The organism is Stenotrophomonas sp. GW821-FHT02D01, assembly GCF_059421765.1.
Window position 1 is genome coordinate 121,744 of sequence record NZ_JBWKVP010000002.1, and the last position, 24,801, is coordinate 146,544.

The following is a 24,801-nucleotide window of genomic DNA, read 5'->3' on the forward strand; positions in this document are numbered from 1 at the left end:
ATTGTGACACCGGCGGACCTGTGGGAGTGGCGGGTACTGCCCCGGACCGGTGGCGGTCAGCGTGGTGGCAGTACCGCCGGCTTGCCGATGTCCTTGATCAGGAACACGACGAATGTCGCCGGTTCGGTCTGGCTGGCATTGCGGCCGACGGTATGCAGATCGTCCGGGCCCTCATGGAAGGCCTCCCCCGGGCCGAGGGTAACCGCGCGGCCGCCGGCCACGCCCATCACGATGCGGCCCTGCAGCACATAGACGAAGCCGTGGGCGTTGTGCCGGTGCACGGGATCGGCGCCGCCGGGTGGGTACTGCACCGTCAGGATCAGTGCTTCCTTGCCCGGCTGTTCCGGCAACGGACGGGTCATGACCTCGCGCACGATGGGCTCGGGCGCGGTGGGCGGCGGCGTGGCGGCGATGCTGGTCAACGGCAGCAGGGCCAGCAGCACCAGGGAACAGAGAGAACGCATGGCAGGTCTCCAGCAGGAAAGTGTGCAGTCGACGCTCAGGCCAGACCGGCCTTGTCCAGGCCAAAAGCCTGGTCCAGCGAGCCGGGTTGCGTACGGAAGGCGACGTTGGCGCGGTTCCAGGCATTGATCGCCATCACCGCGTAGGTCAGATCGACGATTTCCTGTTCGGACAGCTGACTACGCACGCGCTCATACACGTCGTCCGCAACCCCCTGCGCTGGGAGGTGGGTAAGTGTGTCGGTCCACGCCAGGCAGGCCCGTTCGCGCGCACTGAACAGGTTCGATTCGCGCCACGCCGCGACATGGTGCAGGCGCAGTGCGCGCTCGCCACGGATCGTCGCTTCCTTCACGTGCATGTCCAGGCAGAACCCGCAGCCGTTGAGCTGCGAGGCGCGGATGTTGACCAGGTCGATGATGGCCGCTTCGACCGAACTGTTGTGCACGGCATGGGAGAAGGTGCCGAGCTTCCTGAAGAGTTCGGGCGACTGTGCGGCGTAGTCCAGGCGTTGGCTCATGACGGTGTTCCGATGGGAGTTGAGGGACGCAGCGAGGCTAGGCCCGCTGCGCGTGGGGCGGTAGGCGAGGGCAGGGCTGCACGGTGTTGCACGAAAAACACCAATGGACTGTCACAGGAGCGGATGCTCGCCCGTCTGCCGGGCATGGACACCTCATCCGCCCCGAACCGCGCAGCAGCCTGCCCCGCCAGTGAGCGGGTCTGGCAGGCCTTCCTTGCCGCATTGCACGAACTGCCACCGGACATGCGGGCCGTGCTGTTGCTGCATGACGTGCTGGGCGCGGGCTTTGAAGACATCGCGCCGCTGCTGGGGCTGGAGCTGCCCGCATGCCGCCAGCGACTGGCCCATGCACGCGCCCACCTGCTTGCCCGACGCGACTTCCAGGAGCCCGGAACACCATGAATGTCATGCCGCAGTCCTGCCTGGCCAGCGACGGCCGCGATTCCCTCACGGCGTCCTTTTCCGCCAGCTATGCCGGGGTCCTGGCATTCATCGCGGTAGCCGCCGAGGGCAGCTTCGCCCGCGCCGGTGATCGCCTCGGCATCGGTCGTTCGGCCGTCAGCCGCAGCGTGCAGAAGCTGGAGGGACAACTGGGCGTGCGCCTGTTCCTGCGCACCACGCGCTCGACAACACTCACCCGCGAAGGCGAGCTGTTCCTGGAGGGCTGCAGCCCGGGCGTTGCCAGCATCCTGCAGGCGCTGGACGAAATGCGCGACCTGCGCGAGGGACCGCCGCGCGGGCATCTGCGGATCAGTGCGACCCATGGCTTCGGACGCCGGGTGATCGCGCCGCTGCTGTCTGCGTTCCGCGCGGAGTATCCAGAGGTCTCTGTGGAGCTGCTGCTGGACGAGCAGGCACCGGACCTGGCCGCCGATCGCATCGATGTGGCGTTCCGCGATGGCGTGCTGGAAGACAGCCAGGTGATCGCCAAGCAGCTGGTGCCGATGCAGCTGGTGGTCTGTGCATCGCCCGCGTATGTGCAGGCACATGGCCTGGCAGACACCATCGAAGTGTTGTCCAGCCATGCCTGTATCGGTCGACGCCTTCCCGGTGGGCGCCTGCAGCGCTGGGACTTCCGTGTGGACGGCCAGGATGTGAATCTGCAGCCGCCGGCGGAGGTGGTGTTCAATGATGCCGATCTTGTCCTGCACGCAGTGATCGACGGGTTGGGGATCGCCCAGCTGCCCAGCTACCAGGTAAGTGATGCGTTGCGCACAGGCGCTGTAGTGACCTGCCTGGACCGCTACGCGCCGCACGATCGTGGCCATTACCTGTGCTATCTCAGCCGACGCCAGCTGCCCAAGCGGATCCGCGCGTTCATCGATTTCAGCACCCAGCGCATACGCGCGCTGGATCTGGATGTGTTCTCGCACTGGGAAGCGCGGCAGCAGGCGGCAGCGCAGCGCGATTCGGCCCCGGCATGGGCATGACCGCATTGGTGCCGATGCGGCAACAGTGCGTGGCCCGCTGCGGATCTACTGCGCCGGCCAATGCGTTCCTAGCATGCAGCCACATCCGAACTTTCCACGTTCCAGGAGACCTGTCATGAAGATCCTCGTCATCGGTGGCACCGGCCGCATCGGCAGCAAGGTGGTCGATCGCCTGCATGCGGCCGGCCATGACGTCGTCGTCGCTGCACCCTCCACCGGTATCGATGTGCTGAGCGGCGAGGGCCTGGCCGCTGCGATGGCGGGCACCGAGGTAGTGGTCGACCTGGCCAACTCGCCCTCGTTCGAAGATGCGGCGGTGCTGTCGTTCTTCGTGACTGCCGGCCACAACATCCTGGCGGCCGCGGCGCAGGCAGGCGTACGCCATCATGTCGCGCTGTCGGTGGTGGGTACCGACAAGCTGGCAGCCAGCGGCTATTTCCGCGGCAAGATCGCCCAAGAGCGCTTGATCCGCGATTCGGGCCTGGCGTACACGATCATCCACTCGACGCAGTTCTTCGAGTTCCTGCCGGGCATCCTCCAGGCAGCCGGTGACGGCCAGACCCTGCAGCTGCCGACCGCCGCAGTGCAGCCGATCGCCGCCGAGGATGTGGCCGATGCGGTTGCACGCATCGCGCAGCAGGCACCAGCCAATGGCGTGGTGGAGATCGCCGGCCCGGAACGCGAATCGATGGCGGTGCTGGCGCAGCGCTTCCTGCAGGCAACCGGTGACGCGCGTGAAGTGGTTGGCGATGCCCAGGCGCGCTACTTCGGCGCGCAGCTGCAGCAGGACACGCTGGTGCCGGTGGGCCAGGCATGGCTCGGCTCGATCGGCTTCGAGCGCTGGTTGCAGGAGTCCGGGCTGGCACAGGGCCAGCCGGCCTGATCGGCGGTGGACGCTCCCAGCAGGAACCTGCGATGACCGGGCTGAAACCGCCTCCGCACACGGTGCTCGACAAGTACCACGGTGATGAGGTGCGCCCGCTGTATACCGGACGGGTGCGGGTCAGCGGTGGCGTGGCACAGCACGGTCGTGCGTCGGGCGTGGTGCGGTCCGATGATGGTGCGCTGTCAGTGGACCTGCGGTTGCCTGCTGAGCTGGGTGGACCCGGTGGCGGTACCAATCCCGAGCAGTTGCTGGCGGCGGGCTACGCCGGCTGCTTCCACGGTGCGATGGTGCTGGTGGCTGCGCGTGCGGGAATGGAACTGGTCGAGCCGAGCATCGAGGTAGCGGTCACGTTCGCGCGAGATCCCGTGGACGGCCTGTACCTGCTGTCGGCCGAGATCGTGGTGTGCCTGCCTGGCATGGACCCGATACGTGCAGCCGAACTGGTGCGCAACACCGAGCGGGTCTGTCCGTACGCGAAGATGTTCCATCGGGGCATCAGCCACGTGGTGCGGGTAGCGGTGGACTAGACATGCCGTGCGGATGATCGGGCAGGTCATTGCCAGGATTCAGATGCGGTGAAGACACCGCGTCGCCCGCGTGAGTGGGTGGGGCGCCGTTGGGCAGCATGATCACCGCATCAATCGATGCTCACCCGCGAACCACACCCGGTCGGCCAGTCTGGGCTCGCAGGCAACGGATTCCACTGTTGCCCTTTTTCCCCCAGAGGAGACTACACATGAGCACCCAGTCCACCATCGAGCATCGCCTCAACGACCTGATCGAGATCGCACGTGATGGCAAGTCCTTCTACGAGGAAGCCGCAACCAAGGTGAAGGATGGCGAGCTGTCGGCATTGTTCGTCCGCATCGCCGGCGTGAAGGGCCGCATCGTGTCCTCGCTGAGCAGTTCGGTGGCCGCTACCGGCGGCAAGCCGGCCGAGCACGGCACCATGGTCGGTTCCATGCAGCAGTTCTACGGCAAGGTGCGTGCGGCCTTCGGTGACACCAACTACGGTTACGTGGCCGAACTTGAAGAGTCCGAGGATCGCCTGCTGGGCGCGTTCAAGGACGTGCTGAAGGACAACGACCTGCCGCCGGCGGTGCGCCAGGAAGTGACCCAGTGGCTGCCGGAAGTGCAGGAATGCCACTCGGTCATGCGCGACCGCAAGCATGCGATGAAGGCTGCCTGATCGCATCCGGCGATCGTCCCCCCACATCGCCGCGACCAGGGCAGCCCAGTGCTGCCCTGGTCGTTTCTGCGTCTGCCATCTGCGATCAGGCGCGTGGCCTGAGCAGGACAACGGCCAGGCTGGCCAGCGTCGCTGCTGCGGCGGCAGTCCACAGGGACGCGGCAAAGCCCTGGCTGTAGATCGCCCGCGCCAGATCAACCTGGGCTCCTCGGGTCAGTGCACCGGTGGCGATGGTGTCGGCCAGACGCATGACTTCATCTGCAGGAACGCGTGCTGAGAGTCCGGCGCGGATGCCGACGGTCAGGGCGCTGGAGAGGACCGTGAAGCCGAGCAGGATGCCGACGAAGCGCGTCGTCGCACTGATGCCCGAGGCCATGCCTGCGCGGTCGCGGGGCGCCGAACCGATGATCGCCTTGGATGTTTCGCCGTTGAGGATGCCACCGCCTGCGCCGATGATGACCATCGCCAGCAGCGCCACCGTCGGCTGGTTGTGCCATGCACCGACACCGGCCAGCGCATTGCCGGCGGCAGTGATCGACAGGCCGATGGCCAGCACCATCCCACTCGACAATCGTCTGCCCAGGCGCCTGCCCACGCTGGGGAACAGCAGCATCGCCGCAGCGAACGGCAGCATGCCGGCGCCCGTGGCCAGTGCACTCAGGCCGACGCCGTTCTGCAGGTACTGCGGCAGCATCGAGGCCATCACCTGCGCGCTGACCGCGTAGCCGACCATGGCGATCAGGGCACCGACAAAGCGCGGGCTGGCAAGCAGCCGCAGGTCGACCATCGGATGCCGACGCTTGAGCTCGATGCAGGTGAACAGCGCGGCCATCGCGATGCCCAGGCCCAGGCCGGCCAGGGCCACCGCCGATGTCCATCCCTGCGCGAGTCCTTCCACGAGGAAGAACACGATGCCGAAGATCGCCACGCTGAAGGTGATGATGCCGGGCGGATCGAGCGGGCGTACCACCGTGTCGGCAGTGTCGGGAATCCAGCGGATCGCACCATGGGCCAGGAAGGCGAGGAAGGGCAGGATCGCGATGAACACCGAGCGCCATCCCCATAGCGAGGACAACAGCCCACCGATAAGCGGCGAGAGCACCATCATCATGCCCATTGCCGTGCCCCAGAAGGCCCAGGCATCGTCGCGTTGCTTGCCCTCGTGGAATTCGTGGCCGATCACCGACAGTGATGGGGCCAGCAGGAAAGCGGCACCCACGCCCTGCAACGCTCGGGCCACATACAGCGCACTGGCCGTGGGGGCCAGCGCGCAGGTCAGCGATGAGAGGGCGAACAGTGCGATGCCGATCAGCAGCACACGCCTGCGGCCATGACGATCGGCGATGGCACCGGCGGGCAGAAGCAGCGAGGTGAAGGTGAGGATGTAGCAGCTGATCACCCATTCGATGTCGGCGAAGTCAGCCTGCAGATCCCGCGCGATGGTCGGCAGGGCGACGGCCACGGCGTTGGTTTCCAGCACCGTCATCGTGCAGCCGAGCGAGGCGATGATCAGGATCCAGTTGGGCGGTCTGCGGAGGGGGAAGAGGGACACCGGGCACTCGGGTGGGGAAGGAAGAAGGCCCATTCAAGCAACTTCGACTGTTTGTTTCATTGCCGGTGTTCTTCAAGTACGTTAGGCCAAAGCTAACGAACCGGCACGCATGGACCGTCGACATCTGCAGTACTACGTCGCACTGGCCGAGGAGCTGCATTTCGGGCGCGCCGCGCTGCGCCTGGGCATCGCCACGCCGACGCTGAGCGTTCAGATCCAGCAGATCGAGCGTCGCCTGGGCACCCCCTTGTTTGATCGCAGTAGGCGCGAGGTCACGCTGACCTCTGCCGGTGCGATCTTCCTGGCCGAAGCACGCAACGTGCTGCGCCAGTTCGAGCAGGCAGAGGCCGTGGGCCGCCGCGCTGGTCGCGGGGAAATCGGCAGGATCGAGATCGGCTACGTAGGTTCGGCGGTCCATGCCGGCGCGCTGCAGGAGCAGTTGCAGCGTTTCCGCAGCGCATCGCCCGACGTGGAGCTGAAGGTCGGCGAATGGCCGATGGCCGACCTGCCGGACCTCCTGCTGGACGGTCGCATCGATGTGGTGTTCTGCCGGCTTCCGATCGAGGTGCCCGATGCGCTCGGTTCGCACATCCTGATCGAAGATCAGTTCTGCGTGGCGTTGCCGGCATCGCATGCGCTGGCCCACGCGGGGGTGCCGGTGCAGCCGGCGCTGCTGGCGAAGGAGGCGTTCATCATGCCGGAGCAGCCCGCCGGCACGCTGGAAGTCGCCCGCCGTGGCGGATTCGTGCCGGACATCCGCTCCCGTCCCGGTCATCTTGTCGCGGTGCTCGCGCAGGTCTCGGTGGGCGATGGCGCCGTGGCGATCGTGCCGTCGGTGCTGCAGCGGACGCTGCTGCTGCCAGGCGTGGTGTATCTGCCTATCGCCGGGCCGGTCATCGCCTCGACTATCGCTGCGCTATACCGTGAACAGGAAACATCGCCAGCGGTCCGCCGGCTCATCGAACAGGTGCGGCGTACCCCCTCCCGGCGCATCGACATGCTGCCCTTGCCCTGAGGCCCTGCCGGACGACGTTGCCGGGCTGCCCCGCAATGGCCTTGCTACACTGGCCGCACTCGATCTTCCACCGGATCATCAGATGAACGGGAACGGTCCGCAGACAGTCCGCTGAGCCGCAACAACGGTACGCACGTTGTTGCGGTGATCTTGTCCTGCGATTTCCACGCACTGGGTTGATCACCGCCGGATTCCCTCCTGAGCGGATGTTTCCCCATGTCTGATCGAAAAGCCCTTCGCTGGGCCCATTCCCTGCCGGGCGCCATCGCATTGATGGCTCCCTTCGACCTCCTGGCTTCGCTGGCCATGGATATCTACCTGCCGGTCGTATCGGCCATGCCGCAGGCACTTGGCACGTCGCCCGCCCTCATCCAGTTGACGCTGAGCCTGTACATGCTCGTGCTGGGGCTGGGCCAGCTGATCTTCGGCCCGCTGTCGGACCGGATCGGGCGACGGCCGGTGCTGCTGATGGGCGCGCTGTTGTTCACGCTGGCGTCGTTCGCGCTGGCCGCGTGTAGCGGTGGTGCGGCATTCCTTGCGTGGCGCGGCGTGCAGGCGATTGGGGCGTCGGCCGCACTGGTGGCCACCTTCGCCACGGTGCGCGACGTGTATGCCGACACGGCCGAGGGCGCCACGCTCTATGGCCTGTTCGCCTCGATGTTGGCGTTCGTGCCGGCGCTCGGTCCGATCCTCGGCGCATTGATCGCCTATACGCTGGGCTGGCGGGCCATTTTCATCGCGCTGGGTGTGCTGGGACTGCTGGCGGGTGCACGCGCATGCCGCGGCTGGCAGGAGACACGGCCACCGCAGCATGTCCACGTATCGCCAGCCTTCGCGCGCATCCTCGGCAATGCCGGCTTCTGGGTCCATGCATTGGGATTCAGTGCGGCGATGGGCACGTTCTTCGTGTTTTTCTCGATCGCCCCGCGGGTGCTGATGGGGAGGGCCGGCTATTCGGCGATGGGCTTCAGCCTGGCCTTCGCGACCGTGGCGCTGGTGATGATCGTCACCTCGCGCTTCGCTGCTCGATTCATCGGGCGATGGGGCATTGGCGGCAGTTTCCTGCGTGGGCTGATGGTGATGATCGGCGGCGCGCTGGTCATGGCGATGACGGCGATGCTGCCGCCATCCTTTGCCAGTGTCGTGTTGCCGATGTGGCTGGTGGCCATCGGCATCGTGATGGTGGCTGCGGTGGCGGCCAACGGTGCGCTGCGCGATTTCGCCGATGCCTCCGGCACGGCAGTGGCGCTGTACTACGCCGTGCAGAGCCTGATCGTGGCAACGCTTGGCACGCTCGCGACGCTGCTGCTGCCGGGCGATACGGTCTGGCCGCTGGTGGCCTTTGGGCTGCTGCTGCCGTCGTTGAGCCTGGGTGGCCTGGTGATGCTGAGGCGGTGAACTGTGCAATCAGCATCAGAAAGACAAACTGCTGGCGTGATACGTTCCCGCGTCGGGCAATTGAACAGTGGCTGCCCGGATCGGTTCCGTCTCCATGCTGTCCTTCCGTTCGGTCACCCAGGTCGCTTCATGACACCAACCTCCCGCAAGTCCTTCCGCAAGCCCCAGATCGCCATCCTGGGGAGTGCCGATCCTGGCTCACCGGCGTTCGACCTCGCTGCACAGGCGGGCAGGTTCCTCGCCGAAAATGGAATCACCCTGGTCAGCGGCTGTGGCAGCCCAGCCACGCGGGTGGCAGCCGAGCATGCAGTCGCAGCCGGCGGCACGGTGCTGAGCGTGATTCCGGAAGGCAACATGCCCGCAGCAGACTGGCCGGCAACGGTGGTGGTGCCATGCGGCATGGGCGATGCCCGCAACCTGATCATGGCCTTGGCCGGCGATGCCTGCATCGTCATCGGTGGGCGCGCGGGCACGATTTCCGAAGTGTGCCTGGCTTGGCTGCACAAGCGGCCTTTGCTGCCGCTGGTGGGCGCGGGTGGCTGGTCGGATGGGCTTCCGGGCAACCCTCCCGATGAGCGCGGGAACTCGCCGATACTGCCGTGGCATGACATCGCGGAGCTGCGCGCGCAGCTGCGTGATCTGCAATTGCTGGCAGGCTGAACCGGCGCCTTCACGTCCTATCCCGCACGCACGGCTACGGTGATGCAGCCTGGAGTCACCAGGCCTATCAGGGAGTGATATCGATGCGAGCCATCAGGAAAGCGATCGTTGCTGCAGTGTTTGCACTCGCGTGTACCAGTTCGGTGGCGGTGGCCGGTCCGGTCCAGCCGTGCGACTTCCCGTGCTGGAAGGCCTACCAGGCCTGCGTTTCCGGCGGCGGTGATGCCATGGAGTGCCAGTTCGAATACGATCGCTGTGTCATGGACAGGTGCGGCGCCGTCTGAGGCCAGCATACCGTTCGCAATGGGGGCCCGATCCAGGGGCCCCTTTTCATCTGGCCGCAGGCACGAAGTCCGCGGCCCTGATCGTCTGGAGCCGCAACATGTCCGTCAAACGTGTCGTCGCCAACATCGCCAGTGCCGATCCTGCGCAGGCGGCCGCGTTCTACGGCGACATCCTCGGCATGGACATCGTGATGGACCACGGCTGGATCGTCACCTACGGTGGGCAGGGCACTGCGCTGGCACAGCTCAGCGTTGCCAGCGAAGGCGGATCGGGTACGCCAGTGCCGGATCTTTCGATCGAGGTGGACGACCTGGATGATGTGCTCGAACGCCTGCGACACGCCAACATCGCTCTTGAATATGGCCCGGCCGAAGAACCATGGGGCGTGCGCCGCTTCTACGTGCGCGATCCGTTCGGGCGCCTGTTGAACATCCTCACCCACGCCTAGTCGGCGCGCGCCGGTTCAGCGGCGTTTTTTCGCAGCGATCGCCGCCACGCCGACCATGCGCAGGCAATCGGCGACCACCGCAGCGATGAACGCATCGGGTGACTGTTCGGGGGCGGCGATCAGATCGTCAGTGGCGCCATGCACGCCGGCATAGATCAGCGAGGCGGTGACCCGTGGCGCGGGCAACGACCACAGCCCTGCCTCGACGCCGCTTTCGAGGATTGCCGACAACTGCTGCTGGATGGCGTTGCGGTCGGCGTTGCCGCGTTCGTGGTGATGATGGTTGGCGTAGACCACGTCGTGCAGCGCATGCGTGCGCGCGTAGATACGGATATTTGCCTCGATCCAGGCGCGCAGGCGGGCCTCGCCGGCGGTGGCCGGATGCTGCTCGACTGCCAGTTCCACTTCGGCCATGAAGCGCTCGGTATAGCGCTTGGCCAGCGCCTGCAGGATTTCGCCCTTGGACGTGAAGTACGTATAGAACGTTCCCTTGGCGACGTCGGCTGCAGCCACGATGTCACTGATGGTGGTCGCTTCCACGCCGCGCGACAGGAACAGCGCCTCGGCAGCGTCCATCAACTCCTCCAGACGGATCTCTGCGGGCTTGGTGCGGGACTTGGCTGAGGCGTGCGGCGGAATCATCGGCGGCGATCCGGAGTGGAAGAGGGGCGAGCGCCATTCTAAGGCGCGGACAGCATTGACTGACCGCCAGTCATTGACCGACGGTCAGTCAATGGCTAGTGTATGCGTCGATGTTCCTTCTGGGTTTTCCAGCATGCAACGCTTTCGACGCCCAGCCCTGGTGCTGGCGGCCTATCTCGGTACCTTCCTGGCGTCGTTGGACATCAGCATCGTCAACGTCGCACTGCCGACACTGCAGACCGCGCTGCGGACCGACATCGCCGGGCTGCAATGGGTCATCAATGCCTACGCGATCGCACTGTCGGCATTCATGCTCTCGGCCGGTCCGTTGGGCGATCGACATGGCCAGCGGCGGGTGTGGCTGGCCAGTGTCGCCACCTTCATCGCCGGCTCGCTGGTATGTGCCTGTGCCGGCAGTCTGCAGGCGCTGGTGATGGGACGTGCGATCCAGGGAGTCGCCGGTGCGCTGCTGATTCCCAGCGCGATGCCGATCCTCAGCCATGCCTTTCCCGATCCCCGGCAGCGGGCAAAGGTGATCGGCGGCTGGTCGGCCTTCAGTGCCTTGGCGCTCGTGCTGGGGCCGCTGCTGGGCGGTGTGCTGGTGGAGCGGGCAGGATGGCCGAGCATCTTCCTGATCAACCTGCCATTGGGGTTGCTGGCGATCGCGCTTGGCGCCTGGGGCATTCCCGAGCGTCGGCACCCGCAGCATGCTGCGCTGGATCCGGCGGGACAACTGCTGAGTATCGTGGCGTTGGCGGCGCTGAGCTACGGACTGATCGGCATCGGCGAGCATGGATTGACGGCGCCTCGGACCGTACTGGCTCTGGTCGTGGCCGTTGCTGGCCTGGTGGCCTTCGGCTGTGTGGAACGACGGGTCGCGCGCCCGCTGCTGCCGCTGGACTTGTTGGCCGATCATCGCTTCCGCCTGCTCAACGTTGCGTCCTTCGTGCTGGGCTTCAGCGCCTACGCCAGCCTGTTTTTCCTGTCGCTGTTCTTCCAGCAGGTGCAGGGTGGCAGCGCCGCCGCCGCGGGGCTGCAACTGGTGCCACAGTTCCTGATGATGGGTGGGGTCTCGCTGCTGTTTGGCCGCATTGTCGGGCGGATTGGCTTGCCGGCAGCGCTGGTGACCGGCTACGGGCTGGCTGGCATTGCCCTGTGTGCGATGCCAGGTCTCGATGCCAGCAGCACGCGCGCACATGCAACGCTCCTGCTGTTGCTGCTGGGGGCCGGCATGGGGCTGGCGGTGCCCGCGACGGGCATGGCCGTGATGGGCCACGTGGCGCAGGAGCGCGCGGGCATCGCTTCGGCAACGATAAATGCACTGCGCCAGGCGGGGATGAGCGTAGGCATCGCGCTGCTGGGCAGCGTGATGAGCCAGCGCGCCGTGCAGCACCTCGTTGCAGTTGCGCATGCCGCGGGCCAACCGCAGGTGGCGCTGCAAGCGCGGCTGCTCATCTTCGAACCTGCGGTGGCGTCCAGTTCACCGCACCTGCTGGACTACTACCGCGCGGCGATGGCCAGTGGGTTTGGCTGGGCAATGGCGCTGGCTGGTGCGCTGGCAGTGCTGACAGCCTTTGCCCTGCATCGCCGCTACGTGGTGCAGTGACCGCAACAACTCAGCCTTGTTGACCGCTGCCAGGTTTGCCGGGCATGTCCTGCGGTTGCAGCTGCTGTTGCTGGCGGGCACTGGCATGCCGTGCATGCCCACCTTCACGCCCGATCGCGGCCATGTGCTGGCGATCCTGGCTGATCGCTTCGCCGCCCTTGCGGCCCGCCACGCGGGCCTCATCCGGGCTGAACTGGTGCGCATTGCCGGATGCGTGTGCGGCACGTCCGCCTTTCGACGCGATCGCGCGCTGTTTGTCCTCGTCCATCGAGGCGAAGCCACGATTGCTGCTGCCAGTGCGTGAGTTGGCCATTGCCGGTCTCCGGAGGTGGAATGGGATGCCGCCATCAGCGACGGCTTCATGCTCCACATCGCGGGCTAACGGCGGGTGGACGTCGGCCACATTGGACTCACATGCCCTGCGCATGCGTTTGACAACCCGTTACCGCGCAGGGAGCGCCGAGATCAGCAGCCGGTCACCGCGGCAGACATCGGTGTTGCTGTACAGGATCCGGCGCCCATCGTTGAAGGAGATGCGCAGATCGACGCGGCAACCGGTTCCGCGCAGTGCCACGGTGGCCTGGCCGCCACCTCCCGCGATGGGCCCGGCCAATGCCAGAGCATGGAATGCGTCTGTTTCACTCGCCGCGACTTCCACCGACGTGGCAGGTGCATGGGCACGGTTGATCAGGGTCAGGTAGTGCAGCGGCGCAGCGGGTGTGCTGGCGGCAGCGCAGGACAGGCTGGCAGCGAGCAGAGCGCGGGACAGATGCATGAGCGATCTCCGTTGGGGACATCGCCATCTGGCGGTGGAGGCCACGCGCCTGCAATCGATCCGGGACGAATCGTCGCGACAGCGGGACCAATCGCAATCGGCCATCGCCGCCCTTCATTGCCGGCCATGCTGTGCCTAAGATGGCGCTGGCCCGCTCCGGGCACCGGGACGCATGCGATGAAGATCCGCCTTGGCCATACCCAGATCGACGTGCTGCGTTACCTGCTGCTGTGGCTGGCGGTCGCCTTCGCCTTCACCCTGCAGAGGGTGCTGAGCCACAGCCTGCAGGGCCAGTCATTTCCGTTTGAGGTCTACCTGCGCTGGTCGATGATCCAGTGGTTCACCTGGGCGGCGCTGGCGCCGCTGGTGTTCGCCCTGGGCGAACGCTATCAGCTGCGGCCCGAGCGAAGGCTGGCCGGGCTGGGTGTGCAACTGCTGGCCAGCGTGGGGGTGACCGCGCTTGCGATGGTGGTGGGCGCCCTGGTGTCCACCTGGTTCGAGCCCAGCAGCTTTGGCGAGCAGTTGTGGTATTTCATCGCCCAGCATTTCGCGATGGGCCTGCTGACCTACTGGGCCCTGTTCGCGATCCAGCAGGCGCTGCATTTCCAGCAGGAAAAGGTGCGCCGCGAGGTCGAGGCAAGCAGGCTGGCGACCGAGCTGGCGCAGTCGCGGTTGCTGGCGTTGAAGTCGCAGCTGCAGCCGCATTTCCTGTTCAATACGCTGCACGCCATCATCACCCTGCTGGATGAAGACAAGGCCAGTGCTGAAGACATGCTGCTGCGCCTGAGCGAGCTGCTGCGTGCCTTTCTGGAAGACTACGACGGCCAGGAAATCAGCCTGCGCCAGGAACTGGAACTGATCGAATTGTACCTGGGCATCCAGCGCACGCGTTTCAAGGATCGCCTGCACAGCCGCATCTACGTTGCACCGGAGCTGCTTGATGGCGCGGTTCCAAGCCTGATCCTGCAGCCGCTGGTGGAAAACGCGCTGCGCCATGGCATCGGCCGCAACCTTGGCGAGGACACCATCGAGATCGAGGGCCGCCGCGACGGTGACATGCTGTGCATCGAGGTGCGCAACCAGAACAGCACGCTGCAGCAGCCCGGGACGCCTGGTGGCCATGGCATCGGCCTGTCCAATACGCGGCTGCGCCTGCGCGAGCTGTACGGCGATGCGGCCGAGGTGCGCCTGGACCTGCTCTGGCCGCAGGGTGTGGCCTGCCGGGTCCGGTTGCCACTGCGGATGCTGGACGATGCCGATGACGCTCCCGAGTTTATCGTGCACGGTGGTACCGCATGAGCCTGAGCGTGCTGGTGGTGGACGACGAGCCGATCGCCCGGCGCGCGGTGACGCGCCTGCTGCACGGCGATGCAGACATCGACAGTGTGGCCGAGTGCGGTGACGGCGTGTCTGCCGTGGCAGCCATCCGTGCACGGTCGCCGGACCTGGTGTTCCTGGATGTGCAGATGCCTGGCATCACCGGTCTGGACGTGCTGGCCACCATCGGTGCCGCGCGGATGCCGGCCACGGTATTTGTCACCGCCTACGAGCAGTATGCGGTACGTGCATTCGAAGCCAACGCGCTGGATTACCTCGTCAAGCCCTTCAGTCGGGAGCGTTTCGCGGCCACGTTGCTGCGCGCGAAATCCCGGCTGGCCCAGGCTGCCAATGCAACCGACAACACGCGCCTGCTGCAGGCGCTGGATGTGCTGCGCAGGCGCGAGGATCATCTGCAGCGTATCGCCGTACGTGATGGCGAGGCGGTGCTGCTGCTGGCGGTGCAGGACATCCTCTGGATCCGCGCCAATCGCAATACGGTGCAGCTGCATCTGGCTGATCGCGTGCATGAGCTTCGCGAAACGATGAACAGCCTGGCTGAACGGCTTGATCCCCGGCATTTCGCTCGGGTGCATCGCTCGGCCATCGTCAACATAGCGCGGGTCAGGACGATCCACCCTTGGTTCAACGGCCATCACGTACTCACCCTTGAGAACGGCCAGCAGCTGCGCATGAGCCGCTACCAGAACGAAGCCTTCCTGCGGCTGGTATCGGCCCGCTCGGAGGCGTGAGCCTGTTGCCGGGTCAAGCGCCGCCGACCCGACGGCGATGGCATGCAGAATGTCATCGGTTCCTATCGCCGATGCCATCGGGCTTGCCTAGAATCGGGATATCCCGGTAGGTCCCGGGCGCTGTCGAGTGAATGGATTCAATGAAGATTCTGTTGACCGGAAGTTCCGGGCGGATTGGGCGAGCGATCTTCGGTGCGCTGGCGGGTGCCAATGAGGTGGTGGGGCTGGATCGCAGTCCGTTCGCCACCACGCGCGTCATTGCCGATGTCACCGATCGCCGGGCGCTGGAACGCGCCGTGCAGGGGGTCGACGCCGTGATCCACACCGCGGCCCTGCACGCCCCGCACGTGGGCCTGGTACCCGACGCGGTGTTCCAGCAGATCAACGTGGAGGCTACCGCGAACCTGCTGCAGCTGGCGCGCGAGGCCGGCGTGCAGCGCTTCGTGCTGACCAGTACCACGGCGTTGTACGGCCATGCCGTGGTGTCCGGCGGCTGCCGTTGGATCGACGAGGACACCGAGCCGCTGCCACGCACTATCTACCACCGCACCAAGCTGCAGGCTGAGGCGGCTGCCGAAGCGGCGGCCAGCGCAACATTCACCGTGCGCGTGCTGCGGATGGCACGTTGCTTCCCCGAGCCGCCTGACCGCATGGCGATGTTCCGCCTGCACCGTGGTATCGACGCGCGCGACGTGGCCAGCGCGCATGCCGCGCTGCTGCACGATGAGGGCGCGGCCTTCCAGCGTTACCTTGCCTGTGCACCGACGCCCTTCCGGCGCGACGACTGCCTGCAGTTGGCCGCCGATCCGCGCCAGGTGCTGGCGCGCCGCGCACCGCAGCTGCTGGCCGAGTTCGAGCGCCGTGGCTGGCCACTGCCGCTCAGCATCGATCGGGTCTATGACAGCAGCCGGATGCGTGCAGCGCTGGGCTGGCAGCCACGTTTCGGTCCGGAGGACGTGCTGCAGCAGTACGCCGCGGGCAGCATCGAGGTCCTGCCCCGTGCGGAGTGGATCCGCGACCGCGTCGCCGAGTAGCACGGGCGAGCAGCACAGGCCTGGGTCGACGGCCGCGGCTGAGCGGGTTCAGGTTTTGTGCGTGCGGCGAGCCTCAACCTCGCCCGGCCATGGCCGCTAACCCGGTGCGCGCCTTCCCGCGCCGGGTTCCGATCCGGTGGGCAGGCGGCCCGCGCGACGGATCGCGCATCTGCGCGGTGCCCTGGTGGCACCGGTCGACCTGAACTGCCTGCGGATCCTCCCATGTCTTCTTCCCGTTCCGTCGCTGCCCGTCGCCCCGGCAGCATCGCCCACAAGCTGATGCTGGGCACCGCGGTGATCGCGTTGCTGTGCTTCGGCGCGACCGCGTTCCTGATCTATCACCAGGCCAGTTCGGCGCTGGTGTCGTCCTCGCGGCAGACCATGGCCAGCGAAGCCCGTGCCGAGGCGCGCCAGGTGGCTGCCGACCTGGGCACGGCCTTTGCCAGCAACGATGCGATGGTGGAAACGGTGCTGGCCCAGCGTGCGCGCGGTGATGCCCCTGATCGCGCCAGCCTGGCCAATGTCATCGGCGAGCAGTTGCACGCGCACCCGGAATGGCTGGGCAAGAGCACCATGTGGGAGGCCAATGCCTTCGACGGCAAGGATGCTGAGTTCGTCAACAGCGAGGCGCACGACGCCACCGGCCGCTACATGAGCTACTGGGCCTGGCAGGACGGCAAGCCGCAGCAGTCGACGATGACCGACTACACCGAGACGCCCAGCGGCTCGGGCAACTGGTACATGGTGCCCAGCCGCGACAAGCTGCCGCTGGTCAGCGAACCGTATGCCTACGACATCGGCGGCAAGCAGGTGCTGATGAGCACGCTGAGCACGCCGATCGTCGAGAACGGCACCTTCCTCGGTGTCTTCACCGTCGACTTCTCGCTGGATGCGCTGCAGAAGCACCTGGCCACGCTGACGCCGATGGGTGCCGGTCGCGTCGAACTGCTGTCGCCGAAGGGCGTGGTGCTGGCCTCGGCCGATGCCGCCGAGATCGGCAAGCCGCGTACCGATGCCGCCACCCTCGGCATGCTGGCGCAGATCGCCGCCGACAAGACCTACGAAGCGTTCGAGCCCGACGCTGCCGGCAACGTCCGCCTGTACGTGCCGCTGCAGGTGGGTGACGCGCCGCAGCGTTTCGCGCTGGGCGTGGTGGTGCCGCATGCGGTGATCATCGCGCAGGCCCGCGAGCTGCTGTGGATCATCCTGCTGGTGGGTGTGGTGGCCGCGCTGGTGCTCAGTGGTGGTGTCTACCTGCTGCTGCAGCGTCTGGCCGTGCGACCGCTGGCGCAGGCGGTGCGCATCGCCGGCGACGTGGCTGCGGGCAAGCTGGATACCGCCATGCCGGCGCTGGGCAACGATGAAGTTGGCCGCCTGCTGGACGCCATGCAGGGCATGCGTGGCCAGCTGCAGGCGGTGATGGCCGCACAGGCGGAGATGGCGCGCCGCCATGATGCCGGTGAGATCAGCTACCGCATGGATGCCTCGGTGTTCCCAGGCGAATATGGCCGCATGGTGGCCGACAGCAACCAGCTGGTGGCCGACAGCAATGCGGTCACCCAACGCCTGGTCGAGGTGATGCAGCGCTACGCGGTGGGTGACCTGAGCGTGGACATGGAGGCACTGCCGGGCGAAAAGGCGGTTTTCACCGCTGCCATGGCAACCACCAAGACCAACCTGGCGGCGATCAACGAACAGATCCAGCAGCTGGCCGCTGCGGCGGCGGCAGGCGATTTCGCGGTGCGTGGCGATGCCCAGCGCTTCGAGCATGACTTCCGCCGCATGGTGGAAACGCTCAACACCATGATGCAGGTCAGCGACCAGAACCTGGCTGCGCTGTCGACGCTGCTGCGCGCCATCGCCGCCGGTGACCTGAGTACACGGATGGAGGGTGACTTCCACGGCGTGTTCGCGGTGATGCGCGACGATGCCAACAGCACCGTGCAGCAGTTGACCCAGATCGTCGGCCAGATCCAGCAGTCTGCATCCAGCATCCGCCTGGCCGCAGGCGAGATCGCGTCGGGCAACAGCGACCTGTCACGCCGTACCGAGCAGCAGGCGGCCAACCTGGAAGAGACCGCCGCGTCGATGGAGGAACTGACCTCCACCGTGCGCCAGAACGCCGATCATGCCCTGCAGGCCAACAAGCTGGCGGCCTCGGCCGCAGGCGTTGCCAGCGAAGGCGGGCAGGTGGTCAGCCAGGTGGTGCAGACCATGGAGCAGATCGAGACCTCTTCGCAGCGCATCGCAGAGATCATCTCGGTGATCGATGGCATCGCTTTCCAGACCAACATCCTGGCATTGAACGCGGCGGTGGAAGCGGCGCGCGCCGGTGAACAGGGCCGTGGCTTTGCGGTGGTCGCCAGCGAAGTGCGCGCGCTGGCACAGCGCTCGGCGGGCGCGGCCAAGGAGATCAAGGAGCTGATCGACGCTTCGGTCGGCCATGTCGGCGCCGGCGCGCAGCTGGTGCACGGTGCGGGCCGCACGATGCAGGAGATCGTCGGCCAGGTCGGCCGGGTCAACGAGATCATGGCCGAGATTTCGGCCGCCTCGCGCGAGCAGTCGGCCGGTATCGAGCAGGTCAACCAGACCGTGGTGCAGATGGACGAGACCACCCAGCAGAATGCTGCGCTGGTGGAAGAAGCCACCGCTGCGGCGCGGGCGATGGAAGAACAGGCCGAGCAGCTGGCGGTGGCGGTGTCACGCTTCCGCCTGCAGGCCGACACCCGGCCGGCTGCTGCGTTGCGCGCCGCCTGAGCCGGGGCATGAACGACGACGCCCGGCCAAGGCCGGGCGTCGATGTGCCGCTGCGTGTATGGTGCGCTGGGCTTAGAACATGCCTTCGAAGGGGTTCCAGCTGGTGTTGCCCTTCACCTGTTCCAGGTAGTAGCTGTAGTTGGTGCTCGAGGCGACCAGGAAGTTCATTGCGATGAACAGTGCGCGGGCCACGATGTCCGGCAGCACCAGGCTGACCGCGATCAGCACGATGTTGATGCCGATCACCACCAGCGCCTTGCGCCACATGCCCAGGATGAACAGATAGATCGCGCCGAAGAAGAAGGCGAAGAAGTTGAGGTTGATCTTCAGGCGGTCACCGAAGGACAACGCCTTCCAGGCCTGCTTGAAGCCGGGCTCCTTGGGAGCACCGTGCTGCTGGAAGAAATTGAAGCGGAACTGCCACTTCGGGCTGAAGCGGGTGAGGTCGACGGTATTCATATGAGTAGGGACTTCCCTGTTAGGAAAACGTTTTCATGATAAGTGAGTCACATTCAGCAAACCAGCTTGGGGCGTCAAAAATGTGACGTTCCTACGGCGAAGGGCTTGCGTCCCAGCGCCGCACCGTCACCCATCCGCCTTGTTTTTAGGATAGGGTGCGCAGTTCCGCTGCCACCCCGGTTGTTCACGGGTAGCAGCGGTATGTCCATGGAGGTTGCATGACCACACCAGCTACACCGGAAAACGCACCCGGACCGGTGCTCCTGCCGACACCCGAAGTGGTGCAGGCACAACAACTGCTCGCCCGCCAGCAACTGGCGGTGGCGATGGACCGTGCACGCATCGCGGCCAGCCGCGACGCTGCAACGGCTGTACTGGAAAACGACTGAGCCTGGAAAAAGCCGCCACGATCGCGCTGGCCTGCTGCCAGCGCGATCGCAGTGCGCATCAGAAGCGCGCGGTCATGCTGAGGAAGTAGCTGCGGCCCGCCACGAAGTAGTCGGTGGCGCCGTCGGCGTACAGCTTCTTGTCGGCCAGGTTGCTGACGCCGCCACGCAGGGTCAGCACCTCGTTGACGTTCCAGGCAGCGGTCAGGTCATACAGCGTGTAAGCCTTCAGGAAGGTATTGACCACGCCGGTCTGCTTGCCGGTGTACTGCGCCGACAGGCTGCTGGAGAACGTGGTGTTCGGGGTCCAGTCCAGCGACGAATAGCCTGAGAACTCCGGGGTGTCGATCAGGTTGCGGCCGGTGGTCAGGTTCTTGGCTTCCTTCATCCAGGTCGCCGACGTGCGCCAGCGCCAGTGATCGCCGAAGCGGAAGTTGAGGTTGCCTTCCATGCCGCTGGTGCGCGCGCGCTGCACGTTGCTCATGCGCGTCCACCAGTAGCCGTTGAAGAAGCCCAGCGCTTCATACTCGATCTTGTTCCTGAAGTCGGTATGGAAGTAGGTCAGGCCGGCGTCGACCAGATCGTTGTCGAAGCTGACGCCGATCTCGCGGTTGGTGCTGGTTTCCGGGTCCAGGTCCGGATTACCGGCCATGTAGCAGCCGCCACGCACGTAGCCCAGCGGGTACAGCGAGGTGCAGCCGCGGCCGCCGGACTGGGTCGCCGCGCTGGGCGAATTCTCGGTCAGGCTCGGCGCGCGGAAGCCCTTGGACACGCCGCCACGGATCGTCCACTGCTCGCTCGGGTGCCAGACCAGGTAGGCACGCGGACTGACGTGGCTACCGAACTGTTCATGGTGATCCAGGCGCGCGCCCACGGTCAGTGCCAGGGTGCGGTGCAGCTTCAGCTCGTCTTCGACGAACAGCGCCCAGGTGTCCACTTCCAGGCTGGAGCCGACCACCGGGTTGCCGGCGTAGTCAATTGGTGCCTGGCCGATGGTGTCGGTGTTGGTCAGCTCCTGCCGCTTCCACTGGCCGCCCACCGCGAACTGGTGGTCCACGCCCAGGGTGAAGGGCGTGCTCAGGCTGCCTTCGATGATCGTATCGGTTGCCTCGGAGCGACCGGTGGCGCCGATGTCGTTCTTGTACTCGGTCCAGTACGCGCTGAGCTTGGAGGTGCCGAACTCCCACTTGCCGTCGTGGTTCAGCGCCAGCGAACTGCGCTTGAGCTCACTGGCACCCCATGCGCCCTCGTCCTGCTTTTCCAGCGCCTGGGCGATGAAGGCCTGCTGCACACCGTGGCCAGCTTCCAGCGACACCTCCTGTGCCTCGCTCAGCTTCCACTGCAGCAGCGCGTCGACATTGCGGTCCTTCTCACCGGCGTAGGCGTTGCCGTACACGCCGCCGTTGGAGCGGTCCGAGTCGCGGCGCATGCTGTTGGCACCGATGCGCAGGCCGAAGCGCTCGCCCAGCGGGCCGGAGAAGGTCGCGCCGATCTGCTGGGTATCGCCACGGTCGCCATCCTGCGGCCGGGTGTAGCTGTGGGTCGCGCTGCCGTTCCAGCTGTCACCGATGCGCTTGGTGATGATGTTGATCACCCCGCCCATCGCGTCCGAGCCATACAGCGAGGACATCGGGCCGCGCACTACTTCGATGCGTTCGATCTGGTCGGGGGAAATCCAGTTCAGGTCCTGGCGGCCCAGGTCGGGGCGATAGTTGGTCGAGGCCGAGCTGCCCATGCGCTTGCCGTCCACCAGTACCAGCGTGTAGTTGGACGGCATGCCGCGCAGCTTGATCTTGGACTGCTCGCCAATGGCGCTGAGCCCACCGGTCACGCCCGGAATACGGCTGAGCAGGGTGGCCAGGTCGTGCACCGGCTGGCGTTCGATGTCTTCGCGGCTGATCACGCTGATGCTGGCCGGGGCATCCTTGATCCACTGCTGGTTGCCCGAGGCGGTGACCACCACGGTATCCAGGTCCTTGGTCGAGGCATCGGCGCTGGCTTCAGCGGCGGCAAGGGCAGGCAGGGTCAGCAGGCAGGCGACGGCCAGGGCGCTGGCCAAGCGGGTGCGCGACGGGCGCGCGGAACGAAGAGGGGACATGACGGCTTCCAAGGGAGAGGAGAGACCCGGTGGAAGCAGCAGGCGCACGCAGACAGCAGGCAGCCACCCCTTCCCTGGGTCGTCGGGCGCGCGGTAGGTCCGGCGCAGCTGGGTGGGTCCGGTGCGCGAAGCGCGGCGACCTGCCTGGTTAACGGAATGATAACCGTTCTCGTTTGTTACGATCCAGTACTTTCCGGGATGGATCGACACCCGCGGGGCGCACGGCGTGGTTCGCCTGCTGATTGCTGAATGGGGAGATTTCCCGGCGTAGACCTTCGCACCCGGCTTACATTCGGGGCCATAGACTGGGCCGCATTTTTGGATTCCGCCCCGTTGGAGATCGTGTGGGTTCTGGTAGTGACAGACAGCGACTGCGCGGCATGACGCCGTGGCAGACAGGACAAGTGCGGACGCCGGGAATGCGTGCCAGGAACCTTGGTGCGTGCAGCCTGGCCGGGACGGCCGGTCCTGCGGCCTGCAGGGAGTAGGCGGCCATGGGGAGTGAAACCATCGAGGCGGAACCGGTCACGGCCGGTCCTGACGCGGGCTGGGCCCTGCTGCCGGCCGAAGCACCGCTGGTGATGCCCGAACAGACGCTGCGGCAAGGCGCGCTGAAGGTCCGCCGCCATCGCACCTCGCCACGCATGATCGGCCTGCGTCGCCTGTACATCCTCGGCGGCACCGTGGCGATGACCGCCGTGGCCACCCGGATGATGTGGCGGGTGCTGTCCGGCAACGGCATCAGCGTGCTGGAGGCCTGCCTGCTGGTGCTGTTCGTCGGCCTGTTCGCATGGATCGCGCTGTCCTTTGCCAGTGCGGTGGCCGGCTTCCTGACGGCCGTGTTCGACCGGGGCTACCGCCTGGGCATCGATCCGGACAAGCCGCTGCCCACCGTGCACAGCCGTACCGCGCTGCTGATGCCCACCTACAACGAAGACCCGCGCCGGCTGCTGGCCGGCCTGCGTGCGATCTACGAATCGGTGGCGGCCACCGGCCAGCTGCAGCGGTTTGATTTCTTCGTGCTCAGCGATACCCGTCGCGAGGACATCGCGCGGGCCGAAGAGCAGGTGTTCGCCGAGCTGCGCGAGCTGGTGCCCGATGGGCGTGCGCGACTGTTCTATCGCCGCCGTGGCGACAACAGCGCGCGCAAGGCCGGCAACATCGCCGACTGGGTACGCCGTTTCGGCGGTGCCTACCCGCAGATGCTGATCCTGGACGCTGACAGCCTGATGACCGGTGACAGCATCGTGCGCCTGGTGGCCGGCATGGAGCACAACGCCGATGTCGGCCTGATCCAGACCCTGCCGTCGGTGATCGGCGGCCGCACCCTGTTCTCGCGCATGCAGCAGTTCGGCGGGCGCGTGTACGGGCCGGTGATCGCCCGTGGCGTGGCCTGGTGGCACGGTGCCGAAAGCAATTACTGGGGGCACAACGCGATCATCCGCACCCGTGCCTTCGCCGACCACGCCGGCCTGCCGGAGCTGCCGGGGCGCAAGCCGTTCGGCGGCCACGTGCTCAGCCATGATTTCGTGGAAGCAGCGCTGATGCGCCGTGGTGGCTGGGCCGCGCACATGGTGCCCTACCTGGGCGGCAGCTACGAGGAAGGCCCGCCGACGCTGACCGACCTGCTGGTGCGCGACCGCCGCTGGTGCCAGGGCAACCTGCAGCATGGCAAGGTGGTGGGCAGCCGTGGCCTGCACTGGATCAGCCGCGTACACATGCTGATCGGCATCGGCCATTACTTCACCGCACCGATGTGGGCGATGCTGATGCTGATCGGCATCGCCATCCCGCTGTTCCAGGAAGGCATCGATTTCAATGCCCTGCTGCACCTGTCGCCCAGCGTGTACTGGCGCGCGCAGGATGAAGAACAGGTGGTGCGCCTGTTCGCCGCCACCATGGCGGTTCTGCTGATGCCCAAGGTGCTGGGTTACCTGGCGATGCTGCTCGATCCGGTTGAACGCCGTGGCTGCGGTGGCGCGATCCGGGCGTTCCTGTCGATGCTGGTGGAAACCGTGCTGGCCGCGCTGATGGCGCCGGTGGTGATGTACGTGCAGTCGCGCGGGGTGGCCGAAGTGCTGTCCGGGCGTGACTCGGGCTGGGATGCACAGCAGCGCGATGACGGTGGCATCTCGTGGATTTCGCTGGTGCGCGGCTACGGCGGCCTGGGCGTGTTTGGCGCCTTCATGGGCGTGCTGGCGTGGGCGGTGTCGCCGTCGCTGGCGGCCTGGATGGCGCCGGTGGTGATCGGCATGGTGCTGGCGGTGCCGGTGGTGGCCCTGACCTCGCTGCGCGGGCCGGGTGCCTTCCTGCATCGCCTTGGCCTGCTCGACATCCCTGAAGAGAACATCCCGCCGCCGGTGCTGGTGCGCGCCGCACAGCTGCGCCGGGAAGCGGCCGAGCAACCGCCGCTGTACTGATCGCACCGTGCCAGCGGCATAATGCGGCTCGAACGTACAGGAGCCGCAACATGCTGCAAACGGTGGAACAGGAAACCGGCGCCTCGCCGCAGTGGTCGGTGATCTGGCTGCACGGCCTCGGTGCCGACGGCCATGATTTCGCGCCGATCGTGCCCGAACTGGTGCGTCCGCACTGGCCGGCGCTGCGCTTCGTGTTCCCGCACGCACCGGTGCGGCCGATCACGATCAACAACGGCGTGCCGATGCGTGGCTGGTACGACATCGTCGGCATGGACTTCCGTTCGCGCGCCGACATGACCGGCGTGCAGGAGTCGGTGGCGCAGCTGGATGCGCTGATCGCCCGCGAGATCGAACGCGGTGTCGCCGCCGATCACATCTTCCTGGCCGGCTTTTCGCAGGGCGGGGCGGTGATCCTCAGTGCCGCGCTGGCACGCACTGCACCCTTGGCCGGCCTGATCGCACTGTCGACCTACCTGCCGGAGGCCGAAAGCGCGTCGCGCGTCGATGGCGCGGTGGACGTGCCGGTGTTCATGGCCCACGGCAGCAGCGACCCGGTGATCCCGCTGGCAGTGGCCGCGCACAGCGCCGAGACGTTGCGCACGCTCGGGCTCGACGTGCAGTGGCACAGCTACCCGATGGCCCACCAGGTCTGCGCCGAGGAAATCGACGCGTTGGGCGACTGGCTGCAGGCACGCCTGGGCGTCGCCTGACCC

The 24,801-nt window shown here is 66.5% G+C and carries 26 protein-coding genes; 18 read left to right on the forward strand and 8 right to left on the reverse strand.

Annotated elements, in window-relative coordinates:
* Positions 1-56: 56 nt before the first annotated feature.
* Both AC07UW_RS05435 and AC07UW_RS05440 read right to left on the reverse strand, forming a co-directional pair.
* Entirely contained in the window at positions 57-464 is a 408-nt protein-coding gene (locus AC07UW_RS05435) for a cupin domain-containing protein (RefSeq protein WP_495211585.1), read from the reverse strand.
* 35 nt (positions 465-499) lie between these two features.
* Positions 500-979, reverse strand: a complete 480-nt coding sequence (locus tag AC07UW_RS05440) for a carboxymuconolactone decarboxylase family protein (RefSeq protein WP_495211586.1) — start codon at positions 977-979, stop codon at positions 500-502.
* Positions 980-1,123: 144 nt separating this feature from the next.
* Between AC07UW_RS05440 and AC07UW_RS05445 the strand changes: the two genes are divergently transcribed.
* The 5 genes from AC07UW_RS05445 (at position 1,124) to AC07UW_RS05465 (ending at position 4,484) form a co-directional block, all read left to right on the forward strand.
* Positions 1,124-1,381 (forward strand): sigma factor-like helix-turn-helix DNA-binding protein, encoded by a 258-nt coding sequence (locus AC07UW_RS05445; RefSeq protein ID WP_223483463.1) that lies wholly within the window; start codon positions 1,124-1,126, stop codon positions 1,379-1,381.
* Positions 1,378-2,409, forward strand: coding sequence for a LysR family transcriptional regulator (locus tag AC07UW_RS05450; protein ID WP_495211587.1), 1,032 nt, complete (start codon positions 1,378-1,380; stop codon positions 2,407-2,409). The genes AC07UW_RS05445 and AC07UW_RS05450 overlap by 4 nt, the downstream gene beginning before the upstream one ends.
* Positions 2,410-2,524: 115 nt before the next feature.
* Positions 2,525-3,292 carry an SDR family oxidoreductase gene (locus AC07UW_RS05455; protein ID WP_495211588.1) on the forward strand — a complete coding sequence of 256 codons (768 nt, stop codon included), beginning with the start codon at positions 2,525-2,527 and terminating at the stop codon, positions 3,290-3,292.
* 32 nt (positions 3,293-3,324) lie between these two features.
* Entirely contained in the window at positions 3,325-3,822 is a 498-nt protein-coding gene (locus tag AC07UW_RS05460) for an Ohr family peroxiredoxin (protein ID WP_025879021.1), read from the forward strand.
* A 209-nt stretch (positions 3,823-4,031) separates the two neighbouring features.
* Complete coding sequence (locus AC07UW_RS05465; protein WP_495211589.1) at positions 4,032-4,484, forward strand: PA2169 family four-helix-bundle protein; 453 nt, start codon at positions 4,032-4,034, stop codon at positions 4,482-4,484.
* 85 nt (positions 4,485-4,569) lie between these two features.
* On the opposite strand, the gene AC07UW_RS05470 is transcribed toward AC07UW_RS05465, so the two are convergent.
* Positions 4,570-6,036: an MFS transporter gene (locus AC07UW_RS05470; RefSeq protein ID WP_495211590.1), complete on the reverse strand. Its 1,467-nt coding sequence runs from the start codon at positions 6,034-6,036 to the stop codon at positions 4,570-4,572.
* A gap of 109 nt (positions 6,037-6,145) precedes the next feature.
* On the opposite strand from AC07UW_RS05470, the gene AC07UW_RS05475 reads away from it, so the two are divergent.
* The 5 genes from AC07UW_RS05475 to AC07UW_RS05495 all read left to right on the forward strand — a co-directional run bounded on the left by AC07UW_RS05475 (position 6,146) and on the right by AC07UW_RS05495 (position 9,842).
* Entirely contained in the window at positions 6,146-7,051 is a 906-nt protein-coding gene (locus tag AC07UW_RS05475) for a LysR substrate-binding domain-containing protein (protein WP_495211591.1), read from the forward strand.
* Between the two features lie 216 nt (positions 7,052-7,267).
* Positions 7,268-8,449: a CmlA/FloR family chloramphenicol efflux MFS transporter gene (gene cml, locus AC07UW_RS05480; protein ID WP_495211592.1), complete on the forward strand. Its 1,182-nt coding sequence runs from the start codon at positions 7,268-7,270 to the stop codon at positions 8,447-8,449.
* Between the two features lie 129 nt (positions 8,450-8,578).
* The gene (locus AC07UW_RS05485; RefSeq protein ID WP_117311463.1) at positions 8,579-9,109 is read left to right on the forward strand and encodes an SLOG cluster 4 domain-containing protein; all 531 of its coding nucleotides are present in this window, start codon (positions 8,579-8,581) and stop codon (positions 9,107-9,109) included.
* 83 nt (positions 9,110-9,192) lie between these two features.
* Complete coding sequence (locus AC07UW_RS05490) at positions 9,193-9,393, forward strand: hypothetical protein (RefSeq protein WP_495211593.1); 201 nt, start codon at positions 9,193-9,195, stop codon at positions 9,391-9,393.
* A 98-nt stretch (positions 9,394-9,491) separates the two neighbouring features.
* Entirely contained in the window at positions 9,492-9,842 is a 351-nt protein-coding gene (locus tag AC07UW_RS05495; RefSeq protein ID WP_495211594.1) for a VOC family protein, read from the forward strand.
* A 15-nt stretch (positions 9,843-9,857) separates the two neighbouring features.
* Here AC07UW_RS05495 and AC07UW_RS05500 read toward each other — a convergent pair whose 3' ends face one another.
* Complete coding sequence (locus tag AC07UW_RS05500) at positions 9,858-10,484, reverse strand: TetR/AcrR family transcriptional regulator (protein WP_495211595.1); 627 nt, start codon at positions 10,482-10,484, stop codon at positions 9,858-9,860.
* Between the two features lie 133 nt (positions 10,485-10,617).
* Here AC07UW_RS05500 and AC07UW_RS05505 point away from each other — a divergent pair, with 133 nt between their 5' ends.
* On the forward strand, positions 10,618-12,090 hold the full coding sequence (locus AC07UW_RS05505; RefSeq protein WP_495211596.1) for a DHA2 family efflux MFS transporter permease subunit: 1,473 nt from the start codon (positions 10,618-10,620) through the stop codon (positions 12,088-12,090).
* 10 nt (positions 12,091-12,100) lie between these two features.
* Here the strand turns inward: AC07UW_RS05505 and AC07UW_RS05510 are convergent, their stop codons facing one another.
* Together AC07UW_RS05510 and AC07UW_RS05515 are read right to left on the reverse strand one after the other, a co-directional pair.
* A complete protein-coding gene (locus AC07UW_RS05510) occupies positions 12,101-12,403 on the reverse strand; it encodes a KGG domain-containing protein (protein WP_495211597.1) in 303 nt (100 codons plus the stop codon).
* A gap of 129 nt (positions 12,404-12,532) precedes the next feature.
* Positions 12,533-12,865 (reverse strand): hypothetical protein, encoded by a 333-nt coding sequence (locus AC07UW_RS05515; protein ID WP_223496695.1) that lies wholly within the window; start codon positions 12,863-12,865, stop codon positions 12,533-12,535.
* 177 nt (positions 12,866-13,042) lie between these two features.
* Here AC07UW_RS05515 and AC07UW_RS05520 point away from each other — a divergent pair, with 177 nt between their 5' ends.
* From AC07UW_RS05520 to AC07UW_RS05535, 4 genes are all read left to right on the forward strand, one after another.
* Positions 13,043-14,164 (forward strand): sensor histidine kinase, encoded by a 1,122-nt coding sequence (locus tag AC07UW_RS05520; RefSeq protein WP_223496693.1) that lies wholly within the window; start codon positions 13,043-13,045, stop codon positions 14,162-14,164.
* On the forward strand, positions 14,161-14,934 hold the full coding sequence (locus AC07UW_RS05525; protein WP_223496692.1) for a LytR/AlgR family response regulator transcription factor: 774 nt from the start codon (positions 14,161-14,163) through the stop codon (positions 14,932-14,934). Before AC07UW_RS05520 ends, AC07UW_RS05525 begins: the two co-directional genes overlap by 4 nt.
* Before the next feature lie 140 nt (positions 14,935-15,074).
* Positions 15,075-15,968, forward strand: a complete 894-nt coding sequence (locus AC07UW_RS05530) for an NAD-dependent epimerase/dehydratase family protein (RefSeq protein WP_312106890.1) — start codon at positions 15,075-15,077, stop codon at positions 15,966-15,968.
* Between the two features lie 222 nt (positions 15,969-16,190).
* Positions 16,191-18,725, forward strand: coding sequence for a methyl-accepting chemotaxis protein (locus AC07UW_RS05535; protein ID WP_428703906.1), 2,535 nt, complete (start codon positions 16,191-16,193; stop codon positions 18,723-18,725).
* A gap of 72 nt (positions 18,726-18,797) precedes the next feature.
* Here the strand turns inward: AC07UW_RS05535 and AC07UW_RS05540 are convergent, their stop codons facing one another.
* Positions 18,798-19,184, reverse strand: a complete 387-nt coding sequence (locus tag AC07UW_RS05540; protein WP_025879013.1) for a DUF2628 domain-containing protein — start codon at positions 19,182-19,184, stop codon at positions 18,798-18,800.
* 218 nt (positions 19,185-19,402) lie between these two features.
* Between AC07UW_RS05540 and AC07UW_RS05545 the strand changes: the two genes are divergently transcribed.
* A complete protein-coding gene (locus AC07UW_RS05545; RefSeq protein ID WP_165933884.1) occupies positions 19,403-19,573 on the forward strand; it encodes a hypothetical protein in 171 nt (56 codons plus the stop codon).
* Positions 19,574-19,631: 58 nt separating this feature from the next.
* Here the strand turns inward: AC07UW_RS05545 and AC07UW_RS05550 are convergent, their stop codons facing one another.
* On the reverse strand, positions 19,632-21,668 hold the full coding sequence (locus tag AC07UW_RS05550) for a TonB-dependent receptor domain-containing protein (RefSeq protein WP_495211598.1): 2,037 nt from the start codon (positions 21,666-21,668) through the stop codon (positions 19,632-19,634).
* 494 nt (positions 21,669-22,162) lie between these two features.
* Here AC07UW_RS05550 and mdoH point away from each other — a divergent pair, with 494 nt between their 5' ends.
* Positions 22,163-24,088: a glucans biosynthesis glucosyltransferase MdoH gene (gene mdoH / locus AC07UW_RS05555; RefSeq protein ID WP_495211599.1), complete on the forward strand. Its 1,926-nt coding sequence runs from the start codon at positions 22,163-22,165 to the stop codon at positions 24,086-24,088.
* Between the two features lie 50 nt (positions 24,089-24,138).
* A complete protein-coding gene (locus AC07UW_RS05560) occupies positions 24,139-24,798 on the forward strand; it encodes an alpha/beta hydrolase (protein WP_394197991.1) in 660 nt (219 codons plus the stop codon).
* Positions 24,799-24,801: the final 3 nt, after the last annotated feature.